This is a genomic window from Cyanobium sp. Aljojuca 7D2 (assembly GCF_024346415.1).
In the GTDB taxonomy this organism is placed as follows: Bacteria; Cyanobacteriota; Cyanobacteriia; order PCC-6307; family Cyanobiaceae; genus Cyanobium_A.
Map to the genome: position 1 here is coordinate 145,744 of NZ_JAGQCX010000005.1, position 17,000 is coordinate 162,743.

24 protein-coding genes, 2 tRNA genes and 1 pseudogene are annotated in these 17,000 nt (G+C 65.7%); 14 read left to right on the forward strand and 13 right to left on the reverse strand.

Annotated features, from left to right (window positions below; all coding sequences use genetic code 11):
* Complete coding sequence (locus KBY57_RS07370; RefSeq protein WP_254995218.1) at positions 1–537, reverse strand: Ycf66 family protein; 537 nt, start codon at positions 535–537, stop codon at positions 1–3.
* A gap of 80 nt (positions 538–617) precedes the next feature.
* Between KBY57_RS07370 and KBY57_RS07375 the strand changes: the two genes are divergently transcribed.
* Positions 618–699, forward strand: a tRNA-Leu gene (locus tag KBY57_RS07375).
* Between the two features lie 55 nt (positions 700–754).
* Positions 755–1,780 carry a beta-carotene hydroxylase gene (crtR, locus tag KBY57_RS07380; RefSeq protein ID WP_254995219.1) on the forward strand — a complete coding sequence of 342 codons (1,026 nt, stop codon included), beginning with the start codon at positions 755–757 and terminating at the stop codon, positions 1,778–1,780.
* Between the two features lie 27 nt (positions 1,781–1,807).
* On the opposite strand, the gene gatC is transcribed toward crtR, so the two are convergent.
* Together gatC and KBY57_RS07390 are read right to left on the reverse strand one after the other, a co-directional pair.
* A complete protein-coding gene (gatC, locus tag KBY57_RS07385; protein WP_254995220.1) occupies positions 1,808–2,101 on the reverse strand; it encodes an Asp-tRNA(Asn)/Glu-tRNA(Gln) amidotransferase subunit GatC in 294 nt (97 codons plus the stop codon).
* Between the two features lie 33 nt (positions 2,102–2,134).
* Complete coding sequence (locus KBY57_RS07390) at positions 2,135–2,917, reverse strand: creatininase family protein (RefSeq protein WP_254995221.1); 783 nt, start codon at positions 2,915–2,917, stop codon at positions 2,135–2,137.
* 63 nt (positions 2,918–2,980) lie between these two features.
* On the opposite strand from KBY57_RS07390, the gene KBY57_RS07395 reads away from it, so the two are divergent.
* Positions 2,981–3,277, forward strand: coding sequence for a glycine/sarcosine/betaine reductase component B subunit (locus KBY57_RS07395; protein ID WP_254995222.1), 297 nt, complete (start codon positions 2,981–2,983; stop codon positions 3,275–3,277).
* 10 nt (positions 3,278–3,287) lie between these two features.
* On the opposite strand, the gene KBY57_RS07400 is transcribed toward KBY57_RS07395, so the two are convergent.
* Positions 3,288–3,425 (reverse strand): hypothetical protein, encoded by a 138-nt coding sequence (locus KBY57_RS07400; RefSeq protein WP_254995223.1) that lies wholly within the window; start codon positions 3,423–3,425, stop codon positions 3,288–3,290.
* On the opposite strand from KBY57_RS07400, the gene KBY57_RS07405 reads away from it, so the two are divergent.
* Positions 3,424–4,092 carry a DNA-3-methyladenine glycosylase gene (locus tag KBY57_RS07405; RefSeq protein WP_254995224.1) on the forward strand — a complete coding sequence of 223 codons (669 nt, stop codon included), beginning with the start codon at positions 3,424–3,426 and terminating at the stop codon, positions 4,090–4,092. The two genes, KBY57_RS07400 and KBY57_RS07405, sit on opposite strands and share 2 nt — an antisense overlap.
* Here the strand turns inward: KBY57_RS07405 and KBY57_RS14265 are convergent.
* A complete protein-coding gene (locus tag KBY57_RS14265; protein ID WP_315859779.1) occupies positions 4,089–4,256 on the reverse strand; it encodes a hypothetical protein in 168 nt (55 codons plus the stop codon). The two genes, KBY57_RS07405 and KBY57_RS14265, sit on opposite strands and share 4 nt — an antisense overlap.
* Between KBY57_RS14265 and KBY57_RS14270 the strand changes: the two are divergent.
* Positions 4,230–4,735, forward strand: a pseudogene (locus KBY57_RS14270) (Uma2 family endonuclease). The gene KBY57_RS14265 and the pseudogene KBY57_RS14270 overlap by 27 nt on opposite strands.
* Before the next feature lie 23 nt (positions 4,736–4,758).
* Here KBY57_RS14270 and KBY57_RS07415 read toward each other — a convergent pair.
* Entirely contained in the window at positions 4,759–5,178 is a 420-nt protein-coding gene (locus KBY57_RS07415; protein ID WP_254995225.1) for a type II toxin-antitoxin system VapC family toxin, read from the reverse strand.
* Positions 5,175–5,417 (reverse strand): AbrB/MazE/SpoVT family DNA-binding domain-containing protein, encoded by a 243-nt coding sequence (locus KBY57_RS14365; RefSeq protein WP_409996420.1) that lies wholly within the window; start codon positions 5,415–5,417, stop codon positions 5,175–5,177. The genes KBY57_RS07415 and KBY57_RS14365 overlap by 4 nt, the downstream gene beginning before the upstream one ends.
* 98 nt (positions 5,418–5,515) lie before the next feature.
* Here KBY57_RS14365 and KBY57_RS07420 point away from each other — a divergent pair, with 98 nt between their 5' ends.
* The gene (locus KBY57_RS07420; RefSeq protein WP_254995226.1) at positions 5,516–6,544 is read left to right on the forward strand and encodes an aspartate carbamoyltransferase catalytic subunit; all 1,029 of its coding nucleotides are present in this window, start codon (positions 5,516–5,518) and stop codon (positions 6,542–6,544) included.
* On the opposite strand, the gene KBY57_RS07425 is transcribed toward KBY57_RS07420, so the two are convergent.
* The 4 genes from KBY57_RS07425 to KBY57_RS07440 form a co-directional block, all read right to left on the reverse strand.
* Positions 6,531–6,887, reverse strand: a complete 357-nt coding sequence (locus KBY57_RS07425; RefSeq protein WP_254995227.1) for a DUF565 domain-containing protein — start codon at positions 6,885–6,887, stop codon at positions 6,531–6,533. The two genes, KBY57_RS07420 and KBY57_RS07425, sit on opposite strands and share 14 nt — an antisense overlap.
* A gap of 329 nt (positions 6,888–7,216) precedes the next feature.
* On the reverse strand, positions 7,217–7,414 hold the full coding sequence (locus tag KBY57_RS07430) for a hypothetical protein (RefSeq protein ID WP_094559179.1): 198 nt from the start codon (positions 7,412–7,414) through the stop codon (positions 7,217–7,219).
* A 42-nt stretch (positions 7,415–7,456) separates the two neighbouring features.
* Entirely contained in the window at positions 7,457–7,618 is a 162-nt protein-coding gene (locus KBY57_RS07435; protein WP_254987971.1) for a PCP reductase family protein, read from the reverse strand.
* Between the two features lie 34 nt (positions 7,619–7,652).
* A tRNA-Ala gene (locus KBY57_RS07440) sits at positions 7,653–7,725 on the reverse strand.
* Positions 7,726–7,914: 189 nt separating this feature from the next.
* Here KBY57_RS07440 and KBY57_RS07445 point away from each other — a divergent pair.
* Both KBY57_RS07445 and coaBC read left to right on the forward strand, forming a co-directional pair.
* A complete protein-coding gene (locus tag KBY57_RS07445) occupies positions 7,915–8,112 on the forward strand; it encodes a DUF2555 domain-containing protein (RefSeq protein ID WP_254995250.1) in 198 nt (65 codons plus the stop codon).
* The gene (coaBC, locus tag KBY57_RS07450) at positions 8,102–9,355 is read left to right on the forward strand and encodes a bifunctional phosphopantothenoylcysteine decarboxylase/phosphopantothenate--cysteine ligase CoaBC (RefSeq protein WP_254995228.1); all 1,254 of its coding nucleotides are present in this window, start codon (positions 8,102–8,104) and stop codon (positions 9,353–9,355) included. Before KBY57_RS07445 ends, coaBC begins: the two co-directional genes overlap by 11 nt.
* A gap of 11 nt (positions 9,356–9,366) precedes the next feature.
* Here the strand turns inward: coaBC and KBY57_RS07455 are convergent, their stop codons facing one another.
* Entirely contained in the window at positions 9,367–9,738 is a 372-nt protein-coding gene (locus KBY57_RS07455; RefSeq protein ID WP_409996421.1) for a hypothetical protein, read from the reverse strand.
* A gap of 103 nt (positions 9,739–9,841) precedes the next feature.
* Between KBY57_RS07455 and psbO the strand changes: the two genes are divergently transcribed.
* The 5 genes from psbO (at position 9,842) to KBY57_RS07480 (ending at position 15,061) form a co-directional block, all read left to right on the forward strand.
* On the forward strand, positions 9,842–10,654 hold the full coding sequence (gene psbO / locus KBY57_RS07460) for a photosystem II manganese-stabilizing polypeptide (protein WP_254995229.1): 813 nt from the start codon (positions 9,842–9,844) through the stop codon (positions 10,652–10,654).
* A gap of 136 nt (positions 10,655–10,790) precedes the next feature.
* Complete coding sequence (gene sat, locus KBY57_RS07465) at positions 10,791–11,957, forward strand: sulfate adenylyltransferase (protein ID WP_254995230.1); 1,167 nt, start codon at positions 10,791–10,793, stop codon at positions 11,955–11,957.
* A 45-nt stretch (positions 11,958–12,002) separates the two neighbouring features.
* Positions 12,003–13,847 carry an ATP-dependent zinc metalloprotease FtsH3 gene (gene ftsH3 / locus KBY57_RS07470; RefSeq protein ID WP_254995231.1) on the forward strand — a complete coding sequence of 615 codons (1,845 nt, stop codon included), beginning with the start codon at positions 12,003–12,005 and terminating at the stop codon, positions 13,845–13,847.
* A 13-nt stretch (positions 13,848–13,860) separates the two neighbouring features.
* Complete coding sequence (locus KBY57_RS07475) at positions 13,861–14,490, forward strand: bifunctional 4-hydroxy-2-oxoglutarate aldolase/2-dehydro-3-deoxy-phosphogluconate aldolase (protein WP_254995232.1); 630 nt, start codon at positions 13,861–13,863, stop codon at positions 14,488–14,490.
* A 55-nt stretch (positions 14,491–14,545) separates the two neighbouring features.
* On the forward strand, positions 14,546–15,061 hold the full coding sequence (locus KBY57_RS07480; RefSeq protein WP_254995233.1) for a hypothetical protein: 516 nt from the start codon (positions 14,546–14,548) through the stop codon (positions 15,059–15,061).
* Between the two features lie 26 nt (positions 15,062–15,087).
* Here KBY57_RS07480 and aroC read toward each other — a convergent pair whose 3' ends face one another.
* Positions 15,088–16,176 carry a chorismate synthase gene (gene aroC, locus KBY57_RS07485; protein ID WP_254995234.1) on the reverse strand — a complete coding sequence of 363 codons (1,089 nt, stop codon included), beginning with the start codon at positions 16,174–16,176 and terminating at the stop codon, positions 15,088–15,090.
* A gap of 59 nt (positions 16,177–16,235) precedes the next feature.
* Here aroC and nth point away from each other — a divergent pair, with 59 nt between their 5' ends.
* Positions 16,236–16,889 (forward strand): endonuclease III, encoded by a 654-nt coding sequence (gene nth, locus KBY57_RS07490; protein WP_254995235.1) that lies wholly within the window; start codon positions 16,236–16,238, stop codon positions 16,887–16,889.
* The last annotated feature ends 111 nt before the right edge of the window (positions 16,890–17,000 follow it).

A 17,000-nucleotide genomic window follows, 5' to 3' on the forward strand; every position in this document is an offset into this window, starting at 1 on the left:
TTATCCCGCTTGGCTGCTGGCTGCCTCCGGCTCAGCTGGTTCAGCCTCGATCAGGGCATCGATCTCGGCAAAGGAGCTCACCACCACGGTGTTGGCCGGATCCGGTTCCTCGGGGCGCACCCAGCGTTTGCCGCTGGTTTTCGGTTGACGGCGCTCCGCGAGCCACTGCCCCAGCCCGGAGCTGCTCGCGCCCACCTGGGCAACCAGATGGGTCACGGTCGCTCCCGCCTGCTGCAGGCTCGTCTGCCAGCGCTCTGCCGACCAGAGCCGCTGCTGTTCCTCTGGGCTGAGCTGCCGCCAGCGCCCCTGGGACACCTCCGCTGCTAGGCGGCCGATCAGCAGCCCCCCGCAGAGCACGCCCAGCATCGGTGCTCCGGTGAGCCGATCGGCACTGGTCACCAGCACCAGGCCCAGCAGGAGCACCACGGCTCCCCACACCGAGTCCCGCGGCCGGCTCAGTTCGGTGGCCAACAGCGGCAGCAGCAGGATGGCGAGGCCGAGCAGCAGTGCCAGGAGTCCGCCCAGGGTGGCGAGCATGGCCGGATCAAAAGGATTCCACCATTTTGGGTGGCCTCCTGGGTGTGCGCTTCACGCTCCTGTCCCTACAGTCCCGGTTCGCCCACCTGGCGGAATTGGTAGACGCGCTGGTTTTAGGTACCAGTGGCCTTGGTCGTGGGGGTTCAAGTCCCCCGGTGGGCATCAATGTTTTCTTAAGTTGCCGGGAGCCAACGCTTTGGGACCTGTTTCAACCGCGATGACACAGGTTTTGGTAGCGACCCCCACGACAGTCGCCCCTGTTGGGGCCAAGCCGACACCGTCGAGCTTGGTGCCGCGCGAGTTTCTCGATCCCCCGGCCCCCTGGAATCCCACGGTGGGCCTGTTCCTGGCCGGCTATGGCCTGGCAGGCCTCACGATCTGGGGCTGGTTTGCGGGGGGCTGGCCCCTGCCCGTGTTGCTGGCCACCGGATTTCTGGCCTTGCATCTGGAGGGCACCGTCATCCACGACGCCTGCCACAACGCTGCCCACCCCAACCGCTTCTGGAACGCGGTGATGGGCCATGGCGCCGCCCTGCTGCTCGGCTTCAGCTTTCCGGTGTTCACGCGGGTGCACCTGCAACACCACGCCCATGTCAACGACCCCAAGAACGACCCAGACCACATCGTCAGCACCTTCGGGCCGTTGTGGTTGATCGCACCGCGCTTCTTCTATCACGAGCTGTTCTTTTTCCGCCGGCGTTTATGGCGCCGCTATGAACTGCTCGAGTGGGGGATGGCCCGGGGCATTTTTGCCGCGATTGTGATTGCGGCTGCGAAATACGATTTTCTTGATTTTGTGTTCAATTGCTGGTTTGCGCCGGCCCTGATGGTGGGCGTCACCCTCGGACTGTTCTTCGACTATCTGCCGCACCGCCCCTTCCAGTCGCGCAACCGCTGGCACAACTCCCGCGTTTACCCAGGACGGCTGATGAACTGGCTAATCATGGGTCAGAACTACCACCTGATCCATCACCTCTGGCCATCGATTCCCTGGTTTGAATATCGGCCTGCTTATCACGCCACCAAGCCGATTCTTGATGCCAAAGGCTCACCCCAGCGGCTCGGCCTGTTTGAAAGCAAAAGCGATGGCTTGAACTTCCTCTACGACATTTTCCTCGGGGTGCGCAGTCACCGCAAGAAGCGCAGCAAGCTGCGTCCCATAGCTGCCCTGATGCCCACTCGGCATGCGCGGCGCCGAGTGCTGGAGCTTCTGCACCGCACGGCCGTTTCTCCTGTGCGTTAGGAGCCAGTCCGTTAGTCGACCCGAATTTTAGTCGGCCAGAATTTTTGGCACGCGAATGAAGTTGCCTTCCCGCTGGGGGGCTTCGTCGAGAAGCTCTTCCCGCACGCTGGTGGGCGTCACGATGTCCTCGCGGGTCACGTTCACCACTTCCACCGCCCGGGTGGTGGGAGGCACTCCTTCGGTCTCCACCGTTTCGAGGTGCGCCACATAGTCGAGGATGCGCTCCAGCTGCCCGGTGTAGGTGGCGATCTTCTCCTCCGGCAGGGCGAGGCGGGCCAGTTGGGCCACCTTGCGCACGTCGTCGGCGGTGATCTTGCTCATGGGGGCTGCACTCTCAGGCCTTGAAGCTAGCGCTCAAGCCAGAAAGGCCTCCAGGTCGGCGGCCAGGGCCGTGGCAGCCAGATCCAGGAAGCGCTCACCGTGGCTGGGCTGGGCCAGGTAGGGGTTGGAGCCCATGCGGCCGTCGGGGTGACGGCGGCGGAAATCCTCGGGCCCGTGGATCGGCCCGGCGGGGGCCGGTTCCGGCAGGGGGCGCTGCTTGGTTTGCAGGCTGGGCTCCAGGTGCAGGGTGAGGGCGATTTCGCTGGGGGTGGCGTGGTGGCCCTCCTGGTCGCCATAGAGGCTGCGGGCCTCCTGCATCACCGGCCCAGCCATAAACCAGTTGGCCAGCTTGCAGCGCAGCTGCGGGGCATTTGGCAGCCCGCGACTGGCGGCGGTGGCATAGGCCTGGGCGAAGGCGGCCTTGCTGGTGGCGATGTTGCCGCCGTGGCCGTTGATCACGTAGATCCGCTCGAAACCGTGACGCGCCAGCGACAGCACCACGTCGTGCAGCACCGCCAGCAGGGTGGAGGGCTGGAGGCTCACCGTGCCGGCAAAGCCGAGGTGGTGCTCAGCCATGCCGAAGGCCTGGGCCGGCGTCACCAGCACGCCGGTGCGGCGGCCCACCTCCAGGGCCACCGCTTCGGCGGTGAGTGCGTCGGTGCCGATGGCGCCGGTGGGGCCGTGCTGCTCGGTGGAGCCCAGGGGCACGATCACGCCCTTGCAGTGCTCCAGGTAGGTCTCCACCTCGGGCCAGCTGCGCAGTTGCAGCCGGATGGCTTCGGTGGGGCTGGCAGCCCGAGGGGCGGATTGGGTCATGGTGAACAGCAACGGGCCCGGGCGGGCTGCCTAGGATTTCGATGCCAGCAGTGCCCAAGGCCCATGCTGCACCGCAAGCTCTACCAGTTTTGTTCCGAACAGCGCCCGGTGTGGGTGTTCCTGCGGGACCAGCAGCGCTGGATCGAGGAGGCCACCGTGGTGGAAATCGAGGGAGATCTCGTCACCCTGCGCTACGACGCTGAGGATGACGACGAAACCCACAGCTGGGAGGAGAGCGTGCGTCTCGACTCGATCGGAGCCGTCAGCACCCGCCTGGCCTATGTGTGCCGCAGCGGCAGCCCGGATGACGTGATCACCTCCGAAGACTGCCCCGAGGCCGAGCGGCTCAGCAACCCCTAGTGGGCTTGCTTCAGTGGGCCGTGCCGTTGCCGTCGTAGTTGTCGGTGTCGTAGTAGCCGCCCTTGGTGCCGAAGAACAGGGTGGCCAGCACAAACAAGCCGCTGCCGAAGATCAGCACGGTGGCGAGGGTAAAGCTGGTGGAGTTCATGGCAGCCCGCGGGCCTGATGCATCAAGGCCCAGTCTGCTGGCTGCCGCCGCTGCTGGCGAGCAGCGCCCCGATCTTGTGGGGAATCCGTTGCCGAAGGCGTTCTTCGCCCGCCCCGCCGAGCAGGTTGCCCCCGACCTCATCGGCTGCCTGCTGGTGAAACGCCAACCAACGGGCTCGCTGCTCTGGGGCGTGATTGTGGAAACGGAGGCGTATTGCCAGAGTGAGCCCGCCTGTCACGGACATCGCCGCCGCTCGCCCAGTAACGAAACGCTCTTTGGTGAGCCTGGGCGGTTTTATGTCTATGTGAGCTACGGCATTCACCACTGCGTGAATGTGGTGACGCACCGGCCCGATTGGGCGAATGGCGTGTTGCTGCGCGCCGTGGCCATTCCTGGCGAGCCCGACCGGGTGGCGGCAGGTCCGGCGCTGTTGGCGCGTAGGTTTGGCATCGATCGTTCCCATGACGCCCAGCCGCTGCATCCCGATCAGGGCCTCTGGATTGCGCCGCGGCCGCCCGAGCTGGCTGGATTGGGTGCTGCCGAGTTGATGCAAACCAGCCGCATCGGCATCAGCCAGGGCCAGGACATTGCATGGCGCTGGTATTGGCGGGCCAGCCGCAGCGTCAGCAGGCGGGCCAAGGGGGATCGCCAGCCCCCCTACGATTAGTTGATCTTCTTGCTGGGGCTATGACCATTGCTCCTCCAGCACCAGGGGCTGATGCTCTGGCGCCCCTGCAGCTGCCTGCTGATCTTTGCCTCAGCCCGGAGCAATTCGCTGCCGTCTGTGCCGCCAATCCAGATGCGGTGCTCGAGCTTGATGCCGCTGGTCACCTGATCCACATGACTCCAACCGGCGGGGAAACTGGCGCCCGTAACAGTCGCCTGTTGATGCTCCTTCTGGCCTGGGCCGATCAGCTCGGCGGCTGGCAGGTCTTCGACAGTTCCCCGGCTTTCGTCTGCCTGACGGCGCGGTGCTCAGCCCCGATGCCTCTCTCGTTCGTCTGGAGCGCTGGCAGGTCCTCACCCCTCAGCAGCGCCGAAGCTTTCCCCCCCTTTGTCCAGATGTGGTGGTGGAACTCGCCAGCCCCAGTGATCAAGGCCCCCGCGCTGTTGCCGCCCTGCGCCAGAAGATGGCGGCTTACCATGCCAACGGGGCCCAGCTGGGCTGGTTGCTGATCCCTGAGGAGCGGGCTGTGGAGCTCTGGCCGGTGGCAGGTGAGCCGTACCGCATTGAGGCTGCCACCCAGCTGGATGGCGGTCAGCTTCTGCCGGGGTTGCGGATCGAACTGCAGGACATCTGGCAGGTGTGATCCAGGGCTCGTGCCCGGGAGCATCAGCTGGGAGTGATCACCCGCGGTTGCAGATTCAGCGCGCGTGCAGGCTTGGCGAAGCTGCGCTGATCGAAGGAGGCGATGGCCGTGTAGGGGCGGCAACTGGCATGGTGCAGCGCATCGGCGAAATCAAGTCCGGCACGTAGCCCTGCCAAGGCCTGTTCGATTGCGGCGCGGTCTTCAATCTGGAGGCTTGGCAGGTTCAGCAGTGCGTCAAAGACAAGCCCAACCTGATCTCGGTTGAATCGGTAATACCCCCGCAGCACCCATTCCAGTTCCAGAGCCACGGTTTTGGGCACATACAGGCCCTGGCCCGATTCGAGCAAGGTGCGTGCGGCTTCCTGCTGCTTGACGGTGGCGTCATCTGCGCCGGCTTCGTCGATGAAGTAGCGGGCTAGCACATTGGTGTCCAGGCCGATCACGGCTGCAACAACGTGGCCGGATCGAAGTCGCTTGGCACCGGTGGCATGGTCGTTTTCAGCAGGCCAAAGCCGCTGTTTGTTGGGCTGCTTGCCGGTCGCGCTGGTCTGATCTCCAGGTGATCGCCCACCAACTCAAAACAAACACGGCTGCCCCTGTGCAAGCCCAGCTGCTGCCGCATCATCTGAGGAATCGTCACCTGCCCTTTGCTGGTCACGGCGCAACAGCTGGATTCAGCCATGGCGAGGCCTTGCCTTGGGAGAGGTATTACTTGGTAAGAATAGGTGCTGTGGGGTCCTTCGGCTGGCCCTACCCTGAGAAGGTGAGCCGCCGCACCCCTTGAGCAGCTGGAGCCACCGCCACGTGCTGGATCTGGCGGCCTTCTCGCTGGAGGACTACGCCACCGTGCTGTCGCTGGCCCAGCGCTTCCGGGCCCTGCCGGTAGCCGGTGCCCGCAAGTTGCCCGCCCTGCAGGGGCGGCTGATGACCAGCCTGTTCTTTGAGCCCAGCACCCGCACCCGCAGCAGCTTCGAGCTGGCGGCAAGGCGCCTCTCGGCCGATGTGCAGAGTTTTTCGCCCTCCTCCAGCTCCCTGAGCAAGGGCGAGAGCCTGCTGGATACGGCCCGCACCTACGTGGCCATGGGCGCCAACGTGCTGGTGGTGCGCCATCGCTGCGCCGGGGTGCCCCAGAGCCTGGCGGCCGATCTGGATCAGGCCGGTGAGCGGGTGGCGGTGCTCAACGCTGGAGATGGGCTGCACAGCCACCCCAGCCAGGGCCTGTTGGATCTGTTCACCCTGGCGCGCCACGTTGCACCTGAGGCCCCCACGCCGGAAGCCCTGCGCGGCAAGCGGGTCGTGATCGTGGGCGATGTGCTCCACTCCCGCGTGGCCCGCTCCAATCTCTGGGCCCTCACCGCCTGCGGCGCCGAGGTGGTGCTCTGCGGCCCGCCCACCCTGCTGCCCGATGCCTTCGCCGATTTCGTGGCGGCGCCGCCTCCCGGCCAGGCGGCCGATCCGGTGGCGCAGCGCGGCACGGTGCGGATTGCCCGCAGCCTGGAGGAGGCCCTACCCGGAGCCGATGCGGTGATGACCCTGCGGCTCCAGAAGGAGCGCATGCACCAGCATCTGCTCACCAGCCTTGACACCTACCACCGCCAGTTCGGCATCACCCGCGCCCGCCTGGCCCTCTGCGGCCAGCCCGTGCCCCTGCTCCATCCAGGCCCGGTGAACCGGGGCGTCGAGCTGGCCGGGGAGGTGCTCGACGATCCAGCCGTTTCGCTGGTGGAGGAGCAGGTGCGCAACGGCATCCCGATTCGCATGGCCCTGCTCTATCTGCTGGCGGCAGCCGAACCGCTCACAGCAACTTGAAGCCGTCAAGCAGCAGCCCGTAGAGCAGGCCGATGCGCGCCATGTCGATCAATTGCAGCACCAGGCCATCACCACTGCGGCGCAGCAGGGGCCCACGGGCTCGGATGGCCAGCTCCATGGCGGCCACGCAGATCAAGGCCCCAACGGGATCGAGTTTGGCCAGGGTGCCGGTGAGCGAGCCGACGGCCCCGCCGATGCTGAAGCTGATCAGCAACACGATCAGCAGCAGCGAGAGCCGACGCCAGGGGTTGCCAGCCCAGCCTTCCAGCCTCGCCCTGGCCTGTGCAACCCGTTCTTGAAACCGGGTCTGCTGGTAGCGCCGTTCCGGGGGGCTGGCGATCACGACCGCACCTGCATGAGGGGGAGGCCATCAGCTGAAGGCCAGTAGCGTGTAATGAAAAAAGGGGGGCAGGGATGCTGACGGCGGTGATCCCCATCACCCGGCCCGAGCCCTGCCCGATCCTGTCTACACCATCTCTGGAGTGTGCGCAGCCTTTTGCCGCTACAGATAGGGGATTCCAATAAAAAAGCCCGCGGCCGAAGCCCGGGCTGGGTGATGGGGACCTTGCAACCAAAGCGCCTGGATGGAGCGCTTACAACGGCAGAGCGGACGTTTGCCAGAGCGTCCCCTGGGGGCCTTGACGCCCTGGGGGCTAAGGCCCGGTCTGCGTCTCAGCCGTCGCTGTCTTTCTTGCGGGAGGACTTGCCCTCCAGGAGTTCGAGCAGGGCTTCCATCTGGGCCATCACGCCGCGCACCTCACCGGCCTCGGGGAGCAGGCCGTCATCCATCACGCCCTGGTGCATTTCACGGAGCTCCTGGCGGATGTACCGCAGGTGGCTAACCACCTGTTCGCGTTTCGATTGCGACATCGATGGGTGTTGTACTACGGACCCTTTTACCGCATCGCCGGATCACTTCTGTCCGAACTGGGCCTTGGCTTGCTCGTAAAAGGGGGCGTCGACCTCGCTGCGGCCGGCTTCCTGGGCCATCGATTCAATGCGTCGCCGCACCGCAGGCCGCACAAAAAAGGGCACTTCCTTGAGTTTGGCTTCGGCGTCGGGATGCCAGTTCATGGTGGACGTTCAGGTCTTCCCGCTGGTCAGGAGATGGAGAATAGGGGACTCGAACCCCTGACCTCTGCGGTGCGATCGCAGCGCTCTACCAGCTGAGCTAATTCCCCGATCCAACGAGCCCTAGGGCGCGTGTCTGCCAGAAATTATCAGTCCTGTGGCGGTGGCTGTTGCCCTGAGAGCCGAGAATGGAGATCACTGAGCAGGCCAGAGACTTGACCGATTCCCCACCCAAGGCTGACTCCTCAACAACGACCGCTTCCCCAACGACAGCTTCCCCAACAACGGGCGACACCGCGATCACGCCCGAGTTGATCGCCTCCTTTGATGAGGCCTCAACCGCCGCGTTGGCCAGCCGGCTCGACGAAGACGACTACCCCACCCCCTTCGCGGGCCTGCAGGACTGGCATCTGATGCGTGCGCTGGCCATTCACCGCCCTGAGCTGGCGCGTCCCTACGTGCATCTGGTGGACCAGGAACCCTTCGATGAAGACTGAGCCGGCCGACTCCGCTTCTGTGTTGGTCGACTCCCTGGCAGGCCGCCGCATCCTGGTGGGAATCAGCGGCAGCATTGCGGCCGTCAAGCTGCCGTTGGTGGTCAGCGCCCTGGCCCAACGCGGTGCCGAGGTGCGCTGCGTGCTGACGCCCTCGGCGGCCGCCTTGGTGAGTCCGGTGGCCCTGGCGAGCCTGAGTCGCCATCCGTGCCACCTCGACGCCGATCAATGGAGTCATCACGCCCCCCGCCCACTCCATGTGGAGCTGGCGGAATGGGCGGAGTTGGTGTTGGTGGCTCCCTTGAGTGCCACCAGCCTGGGCCGCTGGGTGCACGGATTGGCCGACACCCTGCTGGCCAGCATCCTCTTGGCCACGGAGGCGCCGGTGCTGGCGGCGGCGGCCATGAACACGGCGATGTGGGCTTCCCCGGCGGTGCGGCGCAATTGGGACCTGCTGCAGGGTTTTGAGCGGGTGTTGCCGTTGGGGCCGGCGGCGGGCCTGTTGGCCTGCGACCGCCGTGGTGATGGCCGCATGGCCGAGCCGGTGCAGTTGCTGCTCGCCCTGGAGTGCCTGCAGCTGTGGGGCTGGCAGCGCGACTGGGCTGGCCTGCGCTTGCTGGTTACGGCCGGCCCAACCCGCGAGCCGCTCGATCCGGCCCGCTGTCTCACCAACCCCAGCACCGGACGGATGGGCGTGCTGCTGGCTCAGGCTGCACGGCTGCGCGGGGCGGAGGTGACCTTGGTGCATGGCCCCCTGGCCCTCGATCCCCAACTGCTGGCGGGGCTGCGTTGCGAGCCGGTCGAGACGGCAGCCCAGATGGAACAGGCCCTGCTGCGCCTCCAGCCCGACGCCGATGCCATCGCCATGGCGGCGGCGGTGGCCGATCACCGCCGCCAGCAGCCGCTGGCGCACAAGCTCAGCAAGGAAGCCCTGGAGGCTGAGCTCGCCTCCGGCTGGCAGCCGGTGCCCGATCTGCTGGCCGGCCTGGTGGCCCGCCGGCCCGCCGGTCAGCGGATCCTGGGCTTTGCGGCCCAGTCGGGGGAGGTGCTGGCCGAGGCCCGGGCCAAGTGGGCCCGCAAGGGCTGCGATCTGTTGTTTGCCAATCCGATTGATCAGGCCGATGCCGGGTTTGGTGTGGACACCAACCACGGCTGGCTGCTGGGCGGCGTTGGCGGTGAGCAACGGCTGCAGCCTGGCTCCAAGCTGGCCATTGCCCAGCAGTTGCTCACGGCCCTGCGCCCTTAGGAGCGCAGGCCTCAGGCGGCCAGGGGCTCGTTGTCGGGAGTTTCGTTGTGGGGCCCATCGTGAGCTCCGTCGTGCTGGAGCAGATCCATAAAGGTGCGCAGCTGAAGCCGGGGGATGTAGGGCCAGCCGCCACTGCGCTCGACGCTCTGCAACAGGCTGAACAGCCGACCGCGATCGGCGGGGAGGCTGCTGCGGAAGGGCCCGTCCTGAACGGAACGGTGCAGTTGCTCCAGCTGCCGCAACAGGGCCAAGAGGGCTTCGGGCTGGTCCTCCAGTTCACTGGCCAGGTGTTCGAGCTGCTGCAGTTGGCTGGTGAGGCGTTCTTGCTGGGACGGGGTAAGGCTCATGTCTTGTCTCTCTTCGCGCGCGGCGGGCTCTCGCATACAGGTTGTTGAGAGCCGCGACATCGTACGGGGAATCAGGGTTTTGCACCGGTAGGATCCGCCACAGCCCAGTTCCCATCCCCCGTCTCTGCGGCGTTCCCCCATGCGTTTTCGTCCTCTGCTGGCCCTTGTGCTGGCGCTGTGCCTGACCCTGGTGACCGCGTGTAGCGGCGGGGCCAAGGCCGTGGATCGCGCCAACCTCACCTACGACGACATCCACAACACCGGTCTGGCCAACGATTGCCCGACCCTGCCCGATTCGGCGCGGGGCTCCATTGCTTTGGATGCTTCGGCGAACTATCAGCTCCGCGAAATCTGCATGCACCCCGCTGAGGTGTATGTGAAGGGCGAGCCCGCCAACAAGCGCCAAGAGGCCCAATTTGTGGCCGGCAAGATCCTCACCCGCTTCACCTCCAGCCTGGATCAGGTGTATGGCGATCTCAACGTCAGCGGCGATGGCCTGACCTTCAAGGAGCTGGGCGGCATCGACTTCCAGCCCATCACCGTGCTGCTGCCCGGCGGTGAGGAAGTGCCCTTCACCTTCTCCAGCAAGGAGCTGCTGGCCACCGCAGACGGTGCAGCCCTCACCACCAGCACCGATTTCGACGGCTCCTATCGCGCCCCCAGCTACCGCACCAGCAACTTCCTTGATCCCAAGGGTCGTGGCCTCACCACCGGTTACAGCAGTGCGGTGGGCTTGGTGCCAGCTGGCGATGAGTTCACCGGCGAAACCGTGAAGCGCTACGTCGATGGCTCCGGCACGATGAATCTGTCCATCACCAAGGTCGATCCGACCACCGGTGAGTTCGCTGGTGTGTTCACCGCCATTCAGCCCTCTGACTCCGACATGGGCACCAAAGCTGTCGTCGACGTCAAGATCGTCGGCCAGCTCTACGGCCGCCTCGAACAGGTCTGAGCGCTCCGCGCACACCAGTTGCCAAGAGCCCCAGAAGGGGCTCTTTTTTATGGCCGCACCTGTTTGCGACCCTCAGAGCTCGGACGGTGTGCTGCTGGTCTGGGAGAATCCATCCTCCTCTGAGCGTCCGCCCGCGATGACCGTTGCCGACTCCGCCGCCACCGGCCTGATTGCCCCCCATGGCGGCGCGCTCGTCAACCTGATGGTGGCGGCCGGTGAGCGGGAGTCGCTGAAGGCGGGCGCCAGCCGCCGGGTGGAGTGCAGCGACCGCAATGCCTGCGACGTGGAGCTGCTGGTGGTGGGTGGCTTCTCCCCCCTGCGCGGCTTCATCCACCAGGAGGATTACGACGCCGTGGTGGCCGGCCATCGCACCAGCAGCGGCCTGCTGTTTGGCCTGCCGATCGTGTTCGACACCGACGATGCCTCGATCGGTCTCGGCGAGAGGCTGCTGCTCACCTACCGCGGCCAGGAGCTGGCCGTGTTCACGGTGGAGAGCCGCTGGGAGCCGGACAAGGCCCGCGAAGCCCAGGGTTGCTACGGCACCACGTCGATCGAGCACCCTGCCGTGAAGATGATCGCCACCGAGCGCGGTCGCTACTACCTCGGTGGAGCCATTCAGGGCCTGGAGTTGCCCCAGCGGGTGTTCCCCTGCAAAACACCTGCCGAAGTGCGCGCCACCCTGCCTGAAGGCCAGAGCGTGGTGGCCTTCCAGTGCCGCAATCCCATCCACCGCGCCCACTACGAGCTGTTCACCCGGGCGCTCGAGGCCAGCAACGTGAGCGAGCAGGGTGTGGTGCTGGTGCATCCCACCTGCGGGCCCACCCAGGACGATGACATCGCCGGGGAGGTGCGCTTCCAGACCTACGAGCGCCTGGCGGCCGAGGTCAACAACCCCCGCATCCGCTGGGCCTACCTGCCCTATTCGATGCACATGGCCGGCCCGCGCGAGGCCCTGCAGCACATGATCATCCGCAAGAACTACGGCTGCACCCACTTCATCATTGGCCGCGACATGGCCGGCTGCAAGAGCTCCCTCAGCGGCGACGACTTCTACGGCCCGTACCAGGCCCAGGATTTCGCCCGCGACCACGCCCCCGAGCTGGGCATGGAAACCGTGCCCTCGCTCAACCTCGTCTACACCGAGGAGGAGGGCTACGTCACCGCCGAGCACGCCGAGGCCCGTGGCCTGCACGTGCGCAAGCTCAGCGGCACCCAGTTCCGCCAGATGCTGCGCGGCGGGGAGGAGATCCCTGAATGGTTCGCCTTCCGTAGTGTGGTGGAGGTGCTTCGGGCTGCGGCCTGAGCCAGTTAACATTCCGTTACTAAATTCTCAGCAGAGGCACGAGTCTTGAAAAAGCGCTGGCGCAACGCGGGGCTCTATGTCCTCCTCGTGATCGTGATGATCGCGGTGGGCACGGCCTTCCTTGACCGACCCGATCCGGCCAACGCGCCCCGCACTCTGCGTTACAGCGATTTCGTGGAAGCGGTGCAGGGCGACGAGGTGTCCCGGGTGCTGATTTCCCCCGACCGGGGCACGGCCCAGGTGGTGGAAAACGACGGCCGCCGCGCCGTCGTCAACCTCGCCCCCGACAAGGATCTGCTGAAGCTGCTGACCGACCACAACGTCGACATTGCTGTGCAGCCCAGCCGCGAGCCGGCGGCTTGGCAGCAGGCGGTGGGCAGCTTGATCTTCCCCCTGCTGCTGCTCGGGGGTCTGTTCTTCCTGTTGCGCCGCGCCCAGGGCGGAGGTGGTAACCCCGCCATGAGCTTCGGCAAGAGCAAGGCACGGGTGCAGATGGAGCCCCAAACCCAGGTCACCTTCGGCGATGTGGCCGGCATCGAGGGCGCCAAGCTTGAGCTCACCGAAGTCGTCGACTTCCTCAAGAACCCCGATCGTTTCACCGCCGTCGGCGCCAAGATTCCTAAGGGTGTGCTGCTGGTTGGCCCTCCGGGCACTGGCAAAACCCTGCTTGCCAAGGCGGTGGCTGGCGAAGCAGGTGTGCCGTTCTTCTCGATCTCCGGTTCGGAGTTTGTCGAGATGTTCGTCGGCGTCGGCGCCAGCCGCGTGCGCGATCTCTTCGAGCAGGCCAAGAAGAGTGCTCCCTGCATTGTTTTCATCGACGAGATCGATGCCGTGGGTCGTCAACGGGGCGCTGGCCTCGGCGGCGGCAACGACGAGCGTGAGCAGACCCTCAACCAGCTGCTCACCGAGATGGACGGCTTTGAGGGCAACACCGGCATCATCATCGTGGCGGCCACCAACCGCCCCGACGTGCTCGATGCAGCCCTGATGCGTCCCGGCCGTTTCGACCGCCAGGTGGTGGTGGATCGTCCCGACTACGCCGGTCGTCTCCAGATCCTCGGCGTTCACGCCCGTGGCAAAACGCTTGCCAAGGACGTTGACCTCGACAAGATCGCTCGCCGCACCCCCGGCTACACCGGCGCTGACCTGGCCAACCTGCTCAATGAGGCGGCGATTCTCGCCGCTCGGCGTCAGCTCACCGAAGTCTCCATGGACGAGGTGAACGACGCCATCGAGCGGGTGATGGCGGGCCCCGAGAAGAAGGATCGGGTGATGAGCGAGAAGCGCAAGCGCCTGGTGGCTTATCACGAAGCGGGCCATGCCCTGGTGGGTGCCCTGATGCCCGACTACGACCCGGTGCAGAAGATCTCGATCATTCCCCGCGGTAACGCCGGCGGCCTCACCTTCTTCACCCCGAGTGAAGAGCGTATGGAGTCGGGTCTTTATTCCCGCTCCTACCTGCAAAACCAGATGGCCGTGGCCCTGGGTGGACGCGTTGCTGAAGAGATCGTCTACGGCGAAGACGAAGTCACCACCGGTGCCTCCAACGACCTGCAGCAGGTGGCCCGCGTGGCCCGCCAGATGGTGACCCGCTTTGGCATGAGTGATCGCCTGGGTCCTGTGGCCCTCGGCCGCAGCCAGGGCGGCATGTTCCTGGGCCGCGACATCGCTGCCGAGCGCGATTTCTCCGAAGACACCGCCGCAGCCATCGACGAGGAGGTGAGCCAACTGGTGGCCGAGGCCTACAAGCGTGCCACCGCCGTACTCACCGAAAACCGTCCGGTGCTCGATGAGCTGGCCGACATGCTGGTGGAGAAGGAATCGGTGGATGCCGAAGGTCTCCAGGAGCTGCTAATCCGCAGCGATGTCAAGGTCGCTGAATACGTCTGAGCTCGAAGCTGGCTTGATCGAGTCTGGCTTGATTGAGGCGTTGCACCACCAGCCGTTGCTGGTGGTGCTTCGTGCTTTCGACCCTCTGGATCTTGCCGAGTCGCTGGAGCGGCTCCAATCGCTGGGTGTTCACCAGGTGGAGATTGCCTGGAGTGGCCACCCCCAGTGGGTTCCCCACTGCGCCTTGTTGCGACAGCGCTTTCCTCGGCTTCATCTGGGGGCCGCTTCAGTGCTGGATGGCGCCGGGCTTGCGGCTGCGGCTGCTGCAGGCCTTGCCTACGTGGTGTCGCCGGTGCTGGATCGCCAGCTGGTGGATCGGGCCCGGCAGTTGCGGCTGCCGTTGGTGCCTGGTGTGCTCTCGCCAACGGAGGTGCACCAGGCGCGGCTTTGGGGTTGCTCGCTGGTGAAGCTGTTTCCCGCCAGCAGCGTGGGGAAGGCCTACTGGCAACGCTTGGCCGGCCCTTTGGGGGGAGAGCGCAGCTTGCCCCATTGCATCGCCGCTGGAGGTCTTCGTTCAGCCGACGTCGAGCCCTGGCTTGAAGCGGGCGTGGATGCGGTGGCCCTGGGGGGAACCCTCGCCAACGACGCTGAGTGGGAGCTTTTGGCCGCCCTTGTCGCGCGATTGGGGGCCCGATCGCGCTGATGTGTTGCCGTTGCGAGTCTGCAGTGCTACAGCTGAGACAGAGGTTTTCCCTTTTATGTCTCAGCTCACCATCAAGCTCAGCGACAAGGCCGATGCGTTGATCGCCCAACTGCAGAAGGAAATTTTCAATCGCCGCCGCAAGAAGGTCTCCGCAGCTGGCGTGATCGAAACCCTGGTGGAGAGCGGAGCCAAGTCGCAGTCCGACAAGCGGTTTGCGACCTCCTGGAGCAATCTCATTGCCGACATTGAGAAGGCGGCCAGGGTTGCCGATGCCCACGGTGCCAAGCCTGCCAACCTCACCGATGCCGAGTGGGCGATGGTGCTCAACCACCGCAGCCGCGCCGCCAAGAAAGCTGTGGCCAAGAAGCCGGCCAGTGCGTCCGCGGTGCCTAAAAAGACGGCGCCTAAGAAGCCGGTGCCGAAAAAACCGGCACGCAGACCGGCTCGCAAGACCGCTGTGTCCACAGCTGTTTCCACCAAGCGCGCGGGCTCATCGCCGGCGCGACGGATGGCGAAGGCTGCAGGACTGCTCGGCGGCAATGGCCTGCAGCCCACTGCGGCAGCGATCTAGCCCCAAACAAAGTCTGCAGCTGCCCATCACCACAGGCTGCACTGACCCTGTTGGCGCAGCAGGTGATCGGCGAGCACCATGGCCACCATTGCCTCCACCATCGGCACCGCCCGCGGCAGTACGCACGGGTCGTGCCGACCCTTGGCTTCCAGGGTGGTGGCTTCACCCCGGTCGTTGATGGTTTGCTGCGCTTTGCGGATCGTGGCGGTGGGCTTGAAGGCCACCCGGATCACGATCGCTTCGCCGTTGCTGATGCCGCCCTGGATTCCTCCGGAGTTGTTCGTGGCGGTGCGCAGCTGGCCGCCCTCGCTGGGTAGGAAGGCGTCGTTGTGCTCGCTGCCCTTGAGCAAGGTGCCACCGAAGCCGGAGCCGATTTCAAAGCCCTTGGTGGCGGGTAGCGACATCACCGCCTTGGCGAGGTCGGCTTCCAGCTTGTCGAACACCGGCATACCTAGCCCCACCGGCGGCCGCCGAACCACGCATTCGATCACGCCGCCACAGGAATCGCCCTCGCGGCCGATCGCCTCGATCCGCTCCACCATGCGCTCCGCCATGGCTGGATCGGGGCAGCGCACCATGTTCGATTCCACGGCCTCAAGGGTCACAGTGTTGGGGTCGATCGGCGCCTCCAGGTCGTGGATGCGCTTGACCCAGGCGAGCACTTCGGTGCCATGGGTCTTGGCCAGCAGCTGCTTGGCAATCGCCCCGGCGGCAACGCGGCCGATGGTCTCCCGGGCTGAAGCGCGGCCGCCACCGCTACGGGCCTGGATGCCGTATTTGGCCTGGTAGGTGGCATCGGCGTGGGAGGGGCGGAACGCCACCTCCATCTCCTTGTAATCCTGAGGCCGCTGGTCCTTGTTGCGCACCACCATGGCGATGGGCGTGCCCAGGGTCACCCCATCGAGCAGGCCGCTGAGGATCTCAACCCGGTCGTCCTCTTTGCGGGGGGTGGTGATTTTGCTCTGGCCCGGTTTGCGGCGATCCAGTTCCTGCTGAATCGCCCCAACATCAAGATCAAGCCGCGGCGGGCAGCCGTCCACGATCACGCCGACGCCCCCGCCGTGGGATTCGCCGAAGGTGCTGATCCGAAAGAGCTGACCGAAGCTGCTGCCCATGGGCGATCTGCGCTGGGTCGAGCCTACAAACTGGGCTTCGCTGGCGGCATGGCGCAACCTTGAAGAAGCAGGAACGGGCCAACCTGATCATGGAGCGCCTGCAGGGGCACTACCCCGAAACCCCTGTCCCCCTCGACCACAGCGATGCGTTCACCCTGCTGGTGGCGGTGCTGCTCAGCGCCCAGTGCACCGATAAGAAAGTGAACGAGGTCACCCCGGCGCTGTTTGAAGCTGGTCCGGACCCTGCCGCCATGGCGGCGTTGAGCGAACAGTCGATCCTGGCCCACATCCGCCAGCTGGGTCTCGCCCGCACCAAAGCTCGCAACGTCAAGCGCTTGGCGGAACTGCTGCTCGAGCGCCACGGCGGCCTGGTGCCCTGCAGTTTTGAAGCGCTCGAGGCGTTGCCGGGGGTGGGTCACAAGACCGCCAGCGTGGTGATGGCCCAGGCTTTTGGCGTGCCGGCCTTTCCCGTCGATACGCACATTCACCGTCTGGCCCAGCGCTGGGGGCTGAGCAGCGGTCAGAGCGTGGTGCACACCGAGCGCGATCTCAAGGCCCTTTTCCCCAAGGAGGCCTGGAATCGGCTGCACCTACAGATCATTTTCTACGGCCGTGAGTTCTGCACGGCCCGGGGTTGCGACGGCACCGTCTGCCCGCTGTGCCGAGAGCTGTATCCCCGGCGCCGCAGCGCGGTGATCTGGCGGAAGGCCTGAACTGATCCCCAGGTGGTGTGTGCCAAGCCGCTGTTGCGGTTGTGAAACAGCCTGTGCAACAACGCCACAACCACATTCACATCCATCTCCCATGAAAAAGCCCCCTCCGAG